The sequence below is a fragment of the Collinsella aerofaciens genome, from assembly GCF_028209885.1.
GTDB lineage: Bacteria > Actinomycetota > Coriobacteriia > Coriobacteriales > Coriobacteriaceae > Collinsella > Collinsella aerofaciens_BA.
In genome coordinates, this window is sequence record NZ_JAQLEM010000017.1 from 42,410 (window position 1) to 53,493 (window position 11,084).

The window sequence follows — 11,084 nt, forward strand, 5'->3', positions numbered from 1 at the left end:
AAAACCCTGCCCCTTATTGGCAAGGGATCGACGGAACGCAACAGGTTGAGCATACGCAAGCGAGCGGCCCCCAGAGCGTACAAGGTGGCATGAAAAAGGCAGGGCATTGACCTTTTGGTCATGCCCTGCCTTTTGAATGACAGATTGTAGCTCTGGGGGCCGCGCAGCGACGGAGATCGCCGCCGTTCGTTAGAACGGCGGAACTAGTTACTCCTCGTCGTTGTCCTTGGCCTCTTCGGCGTCGTCGGTGTCCACGAGCTGGTTGAGCAGCTCGTCGAGGGAAGCCATGTCCTCGTTGATGGCACCGTTGGCGGGAGCCTTCTTGTCGTCGATCGGAGCGCCCAGGAGCTCCTCGTCGGCGTCGGCGTGATGCGTCGGCGCGGCAGAGGTGCCCAGCAGGATGTCGTCCGGACCGTCGGGGCTAAAGACCATCTGCAGCAGCTGCGAGAGGTCTTCCTCGTCGGCAACGTCGTCGTTGTTCTCGAGGATGTAGAGCAGGTCGTGGGCCTCAAGGCCGTCACGGAGCTCCTCGATCGCCTTGGCACCGATGCCATCGATGCGCAGCAGATCCTCCTCGGACTTACCAACCAGGTCGCCGACCGTCTCGATGCCGACCTCGCTGAACTTGTTGGTCCAGCGCTGCGACACGCCCAGGTCGTCGAACAGGTACAGGCGAGCCTTCTCGGCAGAGATGGTGTGACCGTTGCGGGTGAACGAACCGTCAGCACCGCCAAACTCGTCGTAGCCGGCCCAGTCGAGCTGCTGCGGAAGCTGCTCGTCCAGGTCCTTGAGCTCCACAGGAGCCCACTCGGGCAGCGACTTGGCGTTGGGCGAAGCCGGGCCGTCGATGTCCACGTAGCCGTCGGCCGTGCGATACGTCAGCTTGGCGTTGGCGTAAGGCTTGAGGCCAGTACCAGCCGGGATCTTCTTACCGACGATGACGTTGGACTTAAGGTCGAGCAGGTGGTCGACCTTGCCCTCGATGGCAGCCTCGGTAAGGACGCCGGCGGTACGGATGAACGAAGCGCTCGACAGCCAGGAGTCGATGTTGGACGCGACCTTGAGCGTACCCAGGATGACGGGCTCGGCCACGGGAGCCTGACCGCCCAGACGGGCAACGCGCTCGACCTCGTCGGCGAACTCGTAGCGGTCGACGTACTGACCAAGCAGGTACTTGGAGTCGCCGGGGTTGGTGATCTGAACGCGACGCAGCATCTGACGTGCGAGCACCTCAATGTGCTTGTCGTTCAGGTCAACGCCCTGGCTGGTGTAGACGTCCTTGACGCTCTCGACGAAGGTGTGCATCGTCGACTCGATGTCGGTCAGCTTGCGCAGGTTGCGGAAGTTGACAAAGCCCTTGGTGATCTGGTCGCCGGCGCGAACCTCGCAGCCGTCCTCGATCTCGGGCATAAAGCGCACCGAAGCGGGGACGCGACGCTCGTCGAGGACACGGGTGTGGTCCTCGGAGTCGGTGAGCGTCAGCACGTACTCGGACTTCTCGGGCTTAATCGAGAGGTGACCGGAGTACGGAGCCAGCTCGGCCTCGCGACCCAGGATCTTCTCGTTGACGTTGCCGACGATATCGAACATACGGCTGACCGTAGGCAGACCCTGCGTAATATCGTCGACGCCAGCGACGCCGCCGGAGTGAATGGTACGCATCGTAAGCTGCGTACCGGGCTCGCCGATGGACTGGGCGGCAATAATGCCGACGGCAGTACCGATGGCGACCGGACGACGAGTGGAAAGATCCCAGCCGTAGCACTTCTGGCACACGCCGTACTTGGAGCGGCAGGTGAGCAGCGCGCGAAGCTTGACCTTCTTAAGGCCCGCATCGACCATCTTCTGGATGTCGGCGACCTTCTCGATGTAGCCGTCCTGCTCAAAGAGCACGGTGCCATCGGGAGCCACGACGTCCTCGATGAAGCAACGGCCGACGAGGTCGGTGTTGAGGTCGGTGGTGCCGGGGATGATGAGGTTGTAGGTAACGCCCTCGTGCGTACCGCAGTCCTCCTCGCGGACGATGACGTCCTGGGCCACGTCGACTAGACGACGGGTCAGGTAACCAGAGTCCGAGGTGTGGGATGCGGTATCGACCAGGCCCTTACGGGCGCCGTAGGTCGAAATGAAGTACTCGAGCGGCAGCAGGCCCTCGCGGAAGTTCGCCTTAATGGGAAGGTCGATCGTCTCGCCGGACATGTCCGCCATCAGGCCACGCATGCCGCCGAGCTGACGCAGCTGGGTCTTAGAACCACGGGCGCCGGAGTCGGCCATCATGTAGAGCGGGTTCTCCTCGTCGAACATGTCGAGCATGAGCGCTGCAACCTTATCGGTACAAGCGGTCCACTCGTTAACGACTTCGATGTGGCGCTCCGTCTCGTTGATGAAGCCCTCCTCGAAGTACTCGTTGATCTGGTCGACGTTGGCCTGGGCGCGGTCGAGCAGCTCCTGCTTCTCGGCAGGGATGAGAGCGTCCCACACCGAGATGGTGAGGCCGGCGCGGGTAGCGTAGTGGAAGCCGGAGTACTTGATGGCGTCGAGGATCGGGCCGACCTTGGCCTCGGGGTAACGATCGCAGCAGTCCGCAACCAGCTTGGCCACGTCGCCCTTGACCATCTTGTAGTTCATGAACTCATAGTCTTCGGGCAGGCACTGGCGGTTGAAGATGATGCGGCCGATAGAGGTCTCGAAGCGCGCGGTCTTGTTGCCGGTGACGTCGTAGTCGACAAACTCGTTCTTGCCGTTCTTGACGCGGAAGATACGGGTGCCGTCCTCGTTGATGACATTGGCGTCGGCAGCGGACACGCGGACCTGGATCTTGGCCTGCATGTCGACCTCGGAGCGGCAGTCATAGGCGTGCAGCGCGTCGTCGAAGCTCGAGAACACGTGGTTCTCGCCCGGCAGACCCTCGCGAACCTGGGTGAGGTAGTACACACCGATGATCATGTCCTGCGAAGGGATGTTGACCGGCTTGCCGGATGCCGGCGAGCGCAGGTTGTTCGCAGAGAGCATGAGCACGCGGGCCTCGGCCTGAGCCTGGCTGGACAGCGGCACGTGGACAGACATCTGGTCGCCGTCGAAGTCGGCGTTGAAGGGCGAGCAGACCAGCGGGTGCAGGTGGATAGCCTTGCCCTCGACCAGCACCGGCTCAAAGGCCTGGATGGACAGACGGTGCAGGGTCGGTGCACGGTTGAGCAGCACGACGCGGCCGTCGATGACCTCTTCGAGGATATCCCACACAAAGGTGGCACCGCGGTCGATAGCGCGCTTGGCGCCCTTGATGTTCTCGACCTTGCCAAGCTCGACCAGGCGCTTCATGACGAAGGGCTTGAAGAGCTCCAGCGCCATGGTCTTGGGCAGACCGCACTGGTGCAGCAGCAGCTTGGGGTCGGTAACGATAACCGAACGGCCGGAGTAGTCGACACGCTTGCCCAGCAGGTTCTGACGGAAGCGACCCTGCTTGCCCTTGAGGGCCTCGGCGAGCGACTTGAGCGGGCGACCGCCACGGCCAGAGACCGGGCGACCACGACGGCCGTTGTCGAACAGGGCGTCCACGGACTCCTGGAGCATGCGCTTCTCGTTGTTCACGATGATCGCAGGGGCGTCCAGGTCGAGCAGGCGCTTGAGTCGGTTGTTACGGTTGATCACGCGACGGTACAGGTCGTTGAGGTCGGATGCGGCGAAGCGGCCGCCGTCGAGCTGGACCATCGGGCGCAGATCAGGCGGAATGACCGGGATGACATCCAGGATCATGTTCGCGGGGCTGTTGCCGCCCTTCAGAAAGGCGTCAACGACCTCGAGGCGCTTGACGGCCTTCTCGCGCTTCTGCTTCTGGGAGTCCTCGTCGGCGATGATGGCCTTGAGCTTCTCGGCCTCGGAAGGAAGGTCGATGGCAGCGAGCAGGTCGCGGACGGCCTCAGCACCCATGCCACCCTTGAAGTACATGGAGTAGTAGCGGGTCATCTCGCGGAACAGCGGCTCATCGGAAATGAGGTCGCGCTCGCTGAGCTTCATGAAGGCGTTGAAGGCGTCCGTGCGGAGCTGCTTCTCGTCCTTGCACTCTTCCTCGATGTCGACGATGCCAGAGGCGATCTCCTCGGGGGTCAGCGGCTCCTCGTCGGAGAACTCGTCAAAGTTCTCGGGGTTGCCCTGCTCCTTGAGGGACTCGATCTGGCGGGCGCACTCGGCATCGATCTCTTCCAGATCGGCGGCGAGCTCCTCGCGCAGGTCGTCAGCGTCGGCCTCGCGAGCCTCGTAGTCGACCTCGGTGATGATGTAGCTGGCAAAGTACAGAACCTTCTCGAGGTCCTTGGACTTGATGTCGAGCATACGGCTCATCGGGAAGCTCGTGGGGCTCTTGAAGTACCAGATGTGGGACACGGGAGCGGCGAGCTCGATGTGGCCCATGCGGTCGCGACGCACCTTGGCCGAGGTGACCTCGACGCCGCAGCGCTCGCAGACGATGCCCTTAAAGCGGATGCCCTTGTACTTGCCGCAGGAGCACTCCCAGTCCTTGGCGGGACCGAAGATCTTCTCGCAGAACAGGCCGTCCTTCTCGGGCTTGAGGGTACGGTAATTGATGGTCTCCGGCTTCTTGACCTCACCGTGCGACCAGGAACGGATCTGGTCGGCGGAGGCAAGGGAGATCTTTACCGAGTCAAAATCAGTAGCTTCGAAATCTGCCACAGTCAACTACTCCTTATCAGTGGTCGTGGCGGCGACAGCCTCGGGCGCCTCGGCGGTCTCGGCATCCTCGGCCTCGACGTCGGCGTCAACGCCGGCGAGCGCAGTCAGGTCGTCGAGAGCGGAGGTCTCCTCGGCGGTCACAGGGGCGGAGGCGTCCTCGTCGGCATCGTGCATGGGCTCGATGTCCAGTGCGAGGGAGCGAATCTCCTTGACGAGAACCTTGAAGGACTCGGGGATACCCGGGACAGGAACGTTCTCGCCCTTGACGATGGACTCGTAGGTCTTGACGCGGCCCACGGTATCGTCGGACTTGACGGTCAGGATCTCCTGCAGGACGTTGGAAGCACCGTAAGCGTACAGTGCCCAAACTTCCATCTCGCCGAAGCGCTGGCCGCCGAACTGAGCCTTGCCGCCCAGAGGCTGCTGGGTAACCAGGCTGTAAGGGCCGGTCGAACGGGCGTGGATCTTGTCGTCGACCATGTGGCCGAGCTTGAGGATGTAGGACGTACCCACGGTAATGGGCTCGCGGAACTCCTCGCCGGTGCGGCCGTCGAACAGACGGGTCTTGCCGCGCTCGTCAAGCTGGGTGACGAACTCGGGGCGCATGTGATCGCCAAAGGCAGCGGTGGCCTTGTTGAGCATGTTCTTGTTGGCACGACGGATGACCTCGGCGATCTCGTCCTCCTTGGCGCCGTCGAAGACGGGCGTCGCGGTGAAGAACGGACCGGGGACGTACTTGTCGGAGTCGGCCTGCTCGGTATCCCAACCGCACGCAGCAGCCCAGCCAAGGTGGCACTCGAGCAGCTGGCCGACGTTCATACGCGAAGGAACGCCCAGCGGGTTGAGGATAACGTCGATCGGGGTACCGTCAGCCATGTAGGGCATGTCCTCGACCGGCAGAACGTTACAAATAACACCCTTGTTGCCGTGGCGGCCGGCGATCTTATCGCCCTGCTGGATCTTACGACGCTGGGCGACGTAGACGCGCACCTGCTCGTTGACGCCGGGAGCCAGGTCGTCGCCGTTCTCGCGGCTAAAGCGGACGACGTCGATGACGCGGCCATAAGCGCCGTGAGGCATCTTAAGGGAGGTGTCGCGGACGTCGTGGGCCTTGGCACCGAAGATGGCGCGCAGCAGGCGCTCCTCGGCAGTCAGAGCGCTCTCGCCCTTAGGCGTGACCTTGCCGACCAGGATGTCGCCAGGGCCGACCTCGGCGCCGATGCGGATGATGCCGTCCTCGTCGAGGTTGGCAAGCATGTCCTCGGAGAGGTTCGGGATCTCGCGGGTGATCTCCTCGGGACCGAGCTTGGTGTCGCGGGCGTCGATCTCGTGACGGGTGATGTTGATGGTCGTCAGCAGGTCCTCGGCCACCAGGCGCTCGGACACGACGATACCGTCCTCGTAGTTAAAGCCTTCCCACGGCATGTAGGCCACGGTGAGGTTCTGGCCCAGTGCGAGCTCGCCGTGATCGGTCGAAGGACCGTCGGCCAGAGGCTCGCCCTGCTCAACGGTGTCACCGACGCGCACGAGCGGACGGTGGTTGATGCAGGTGGACTGGTTGGAGCGCTGGTACTTGGCCAGGTGATACTCGTCCATGCCGCCGGCATGCTTGACGATAATCTTGGCGGCGTCGGCAAAGATGACCTCGCCGGCGTTCTTGGCCAGGGTGACCTCGCCGGAGTCCAGAGCGGCGCGACGCTCCATGCCGGTACCGACATAGGGAGCGGCGGGGTGAACCAGCGGCACGGCCTGACGCTGCATGTTAGCGCCCATCAGCGTACGCTTGGCGTCGTCGTGCTCCAGGAACGGAATCAGCGTGGCTGCGACGGAGAGCATCTGACGCGGCGAGACGTCCATGTAGTCGACGTCCTCGACGGGCACGTCGGCGGGGGCGCCGAAGGAGCCGTCGAAGTCGCGGGTACGGGCGATCACGGTGTGCGGACGGACGATCTTGCCCTCGGCATCGGTCGTGATGAACTCGTTGGTCTTGGGATCGAGCGGCGTGTTGGCCGGCGCGATGACGTGCTTCTCTTCCTCGTCAGCGGTCATCCAGTCGATCTGGTCGGTGGCAACGCCGTTCTCGACGCGGCGGAACGGGGCCTCGATGAAGCCATACTCGTTGACGCGGGCGTAGAGGGCGAGCGAGCCGATCAGGCCGATGTTGGGGCCTTCGGGGGTCTCGATCGGGCACATGCGGCTGTAGTGCGAATTGTGAACGTCGCGGACGGCCGTCGGCACGTTGGTGCGGCGGCTGGAGCCAGACTTGTGGCCGGCAAGACCGCCAGGGCCGAGTGCGGACAGACGGCGCTTGTGGGTCAGACCGGTCAGGGGGTTCGCCTGGTCCATGAACTGCGAGAGCTGCGAGGAACCGAAGAACTCCTTGATGGAGGCCACGATCGGGCGGATGTTGATGAGCGACTGCGGGGTGATCTCGTCGATGTCCTGGGAGCTCATGCGCTCACGGACGACGCGCTCCATACGGCTCATGCCGATACGGAACTGGTTGACGACGAGCTCGCCGACGGTACGGATGCGGCGGTTGCCAAAGTGGTCGATGTCGTCGACCTTGAAGCCCTGCTCGCCGGCAGCGAGGGACAGCAGGTAGCGCAGCGTCGCGACGATATCCTCGTCGGTGAGCACCGTGACCTCTTCCTCGGTGGTGAGGTTGAGCTTCTTGTTGACCTTGTAACGACCGACGCGGGCCAGATCGTAGCGCTGCGGGTTGAAGAGCAGGCCCTCGAGCAGGCTGCGGGAAGCGTCCACGGTGGGAGGCTCTCCCGGGCGCAGGCGACGGTAGATCTCGATAAGGGCATCCTCGCGGGTGAGGGCGGTATCGCGCTCGAGGGTGCGCTTGATCACATCGGAGTTGCCGAGCAGCTCGATGATGTCGTCGTTGGTGACAGCGATGCCAAGGGCGCGCAGGAACATCGTGGCGCTCTGCTTGCGCTTACGGTCAATGGAGACCATGAGCTGGTCGCGCTTGTCGACCTCAAACTCAAGCCAGGCACCGCGGGACGGGATGATCTGGGCCTTGTAGATCTGCTTGCCCGAATCCATCTCGGAGCTGTAGTACACGCCCGGGGAGCGGACGAGCTGCGAGACGACGATACGCTCGGTACCGTTGATGATGAAGGTGCCCTGATCGGTCATCATGGGGAAGTCGCCCATAAAGACGAGCTGCTCCTTGATCTCGCCGGTCTCCTTGTTGGTGAGACGGACGTCGGTCAGAAGCGGAGCCTGATAGGTCATATCCTTCTCGCGGCACTCCTCGACGGTGTGCGCGGGGTCGCCGAACTGATGCTCGCCGAAGGTAACCTCGAGAACATGGTTCTGGCTCTGGATGGGGCTGGATTCCTTGAACGCCTCACGAAGGCCCTCGTCCTTAAAACGCTCAAAGGATTCCCTTTGAACAGAGATAAGGTTGGGGAGCTCCATGGCCTCCGGGATTTTCCCGAAGCTGACGCGCTTGCGCTCAGTGGCAGTGTATGCGTAGGTCACCAGGTTTTTCCTCCTTCACGGAAATGCTCGGTGGGTTGGCGAGGCATAGCTTCGCCAGTTATCGCAACCTAATAGTTTATCAGGTACCGACCGTTGGGCAAGAAAAGCCTTGACGCGATTGAGTTTTTGGAGTAGCAAAGTTTTTCGACAGAAAACACGCAGGTAGATAGTGGTATACCGAACATCTGTTCATATATTTTCTGTGAACAGAGAGCCGGCAATCGCAGCTCTTATAAAAAACGGGCGCGAACCGAGGTCCGCGCCCGTAAATGTCGATGTCCGAAGGCTTACTTGCGCATCAAGCCGCCGCGCTCGTCGATGGCGTCCCAGAAGGCGCTTGCAAAGCGAGGATCGCTTGCAGCCATGAGAGCGTTGGTGGCCATCCAGCCAGAGGGAGTGCCGGTGTCGTAGCCCGACAGCGGGTCGATGACGACCGCGTACATGGCCTCGCGGTCGAGCGAGCGGGCCATGGCGTCGGTAAGCTGAATCTCGCCGCCCTTGCCGGCCTGCTGATCAGCGAGCAGGTCCATGACCAGCGGGCTCAGCAGATAACGGCCGACAATGTACAGGTTGGACGGAGCCGCCTCGGGAGCGGGCTTCTCGACCAGACCGCCGATGCGCCAGACAGCGCCCGGCTCTGCATCGGCAACGTCCTCGGCGCCCTCGAGCGAACCGACGCGCTCGCCGGCGATAACGCCGTAGCGGCTGACTTCCTCGGGCGAGCAAGCAGCGACGGCGATAACCGAAGCTCCACCGTGCTCCTTGGAAACGGCGAGCATCTTGTCGCAGATGTCGCGATTAGGCACAACGTAGTCGCCCAGAAGAACCAGGAAGTTCTCCCCTGCCACGACGTCGGCAGCAGAGCGGATAGCATGGCCGAGGCCCTTGGGCTCGTACTGATAACGGAAGTCGACCGGCATACCGCCAGCGTGGGCGACGGCATCGGCATAGGCGTTCTTGCCGCGCTCGCGCAGCAGGTTCTCGAGCGAGCGATCGGGCTGGAAGTAGTTCAGTAGCTCGGGCTTACCGGGAGATGTAACGATGATGGCGTCGTCGACTTCCTCGGGGTCGAGCGCCTCCTCGACGACGTACTGAATGACGGGCTTGTCGAGCACCGGCAGCATCTCTTTGGGCGTGCACTTGGTGCCAGGCAGAAAACGCGTGCCAAGACCGGCGGCGGGGATGATTGCCTTCATGTTATTCAAAGATCCTTTCGCAGGCGCAAAAGCGCCCCATGCGTGCGGCGCACGGCCGCAGACCAAATTGCGATACCCAAGCATCTTACCGCTGGAACTATATGTCGCTACAAGGCAGAGACAATTCTTCAGCAGGTCAACGCAAATTATTGCTCGAATGGTGCAATTTTATTGCCCAACGGCAAGGCACCCGATACGACGCAAATCACAGAACATGGCAGTTTGAGCTACCGATGCCGAGGGACCGAAAAACAAAAAAGACGGGGCTCGCAATGCGAACCCCGTCTGCAAAGAAATCTGGCGAGAAAGCCTGATTACTTGAGGGTGACAGCAGCGCCAGCAGCCTCGAGCTTCTCCTTGGCAGCCTCGGCGTCCTCCTTCTTGGCACCCTCGAGAACAGCCTTGGGAGCGCCCTCGACGACCTCCTTGGCCTCCTTCAGGCCAAGGTTGGTGAGCTCACGGACGGCCTTGATGACCTGGATCTTGTTGTCGCCGAAGCCCTCGAGCACGACGTCAAACTCGGTCTTCTCCTCGGCCTCAGCAGCGCCAGCAGCGGGAGCGGCGACAACAGCGGCAGGAGCAGCGGCGGAAACGCCGAAGGTGTCCTCGATAGCCTTAACGAGCTCGGAAGCCTCGAGAAGGGTCATTTCCTTAAGAGCATCGATGATCTCATCGGTGGTAAGCTTAGCCATTTCTAAGTCCTTTCGGTTTCCGTGTCTGTGCACGGAGATCAGTTAAAACACGGCGCGAATGCGCCAGGGGTGCGGCGTTGCCGCCGCGGGTGAAAACAGCGACTAGGCTGCCTTCTGCTCGGAGACCTGCTGGATCGAACGAGCGAGACCAGAGGAAACGCCGTTGACGCAGACAGCGATGTCGCGAGCGAAACCGGAGATGAGACCGGCGATCTGGCCGAGAAGCTGATCCTTGGTGGGCAGCTCGGCGATAGCCTTAACATCATCAGCGGAAACGGCCTTGCCGTCGGAGATACCGCCCTTGATCTCAAGGACGCCCTTGGACTTAGCGGAGAAGTCCTTAAGGGCCTTAGCGGCCTCGACCGGCTCGGACTCGTAGAACACATAAGCGACGGGGCCGGCGAGAATCTCGTCGAGCTCGGGCTGCTCCTGGTTCTTGAGGGCGATCTTGACCAGGTTGTTCTTGTAGACCTTCATCTCGGCGCCGCACTCGCGAAGCTGATGACGCAGCTCCTGAGCCTGCTTAACCGTCAGACCGTTGTAGTTGACGACGAACAGACCGGCGTTCTCGGCGATACGGGACTCGATCTCTGCAACCTTGTCGATTTTGTACTGCTGGGGCATGAATTACACCTCCTCGAATTCTTTCCGGGCACGGTCCGCCACAAGGACGTGACGGGGGCATGTCCAAAAAGAAAGCCCCCGCGCTGCATGAGCGACGGGGGCGAGAAGACATATCTACTCGACCACCTCGGCTGGCGGGATATCCCATTAAGCTCGCGGGCAATGCCCGTTTGCGCCGGCTGTCTCTGGCAGCGGATTCGTGCGTGAACCGAAAGTATTATGGCGGGGACCCCGGCGTCGGTCAACGGAAAACCGGGCTGTACACAATTCCACCATCCGGCCGCGCCGCCGAAGGCCAGGCGCAAGGTTTTCGCTCGGTCAAGTCCTGGCTCGCACGAAGAGCACATTAAGTGCTCTTCGGCTCGTGCGGAATCTACGAAAACCTTGC

General features: G+C 62.1%; 5 protein-coding genes. All 5 read right to left on the reverse strand.

The genetic code is table 11. The features are described from left to right. Positions 1–207: 207 nt before the first annotated feature. The 5 genes from PMX21_RS05910 to rplJ all read right to left on the reverse strand — a co-directional run bounded on the left by PMX21_RS05910 (position 208) and on the right by rplJ (position 10,696). On the reverse strand, positions 208–4,686 hold the full coding sequence (locus PMX21_RS05910) for a DNA-directed RNA polymerase subunit beta' (protein WP_175406066.1): 4,479 nt from the start codon (positions 4,684–4,686) through the stop codon (positions 208–210). Positions 4,687–4,692: 6 nt separating this feature from the next. Next, on the reverse strand, positions 4,693–8,184 hold the full coding sequence (gene rpoB / locus PMX21_RS05915; RefSeq protein WP_271758648.1) for a DNA-directed RNA polymerase subunit beta: 3,492 nt from the start codon (positions 8,182–8,184) through the stop codon (positions 4,693–4,695). A 287-nt stretch (positions 8,185–8,471) separates the two neighbouring features. Beyond that, entirely contained in the window at positions 8,472–9,380 is a 909-nt protein-coding gene (locus PMX21_RS05920) for a UTP--glucose-1-phosphate uridylyltransferase (protein WP_271758650.1), read from the reverse strand. A 314-nt stretch (positions 9,381–9,694) separates the two neighbouring features. After that, positions 9,695–10,072, reverse strand: a complete 378-nt coding sequence (rplL, locus tag PMX21_RS05925) for a 50S ribosomal protein L7/L12 (protein WP_006235005.1) — start codon at positions 10,070–10,072, stop codon at positions 9,695–9,697. A 102-nt stretch (positions 10,073–10,174) separates the two neighbouring features. Beyond that, the gene (gene rplJ, locus PMX21_RS05930; protein WP_006235004.1) at positions 10,175–10,696 is read right to left on the reverse strand and encodes a 50S ribosomal protein L10; all 522 of its coding nucleotides are present in this window, start codon (positions 10,694–10,696) and stop codon (positions 10,175–10,177) included. Between the last annotated feature and the right edge of the window lie 388 nt (positions 10,697–11,084).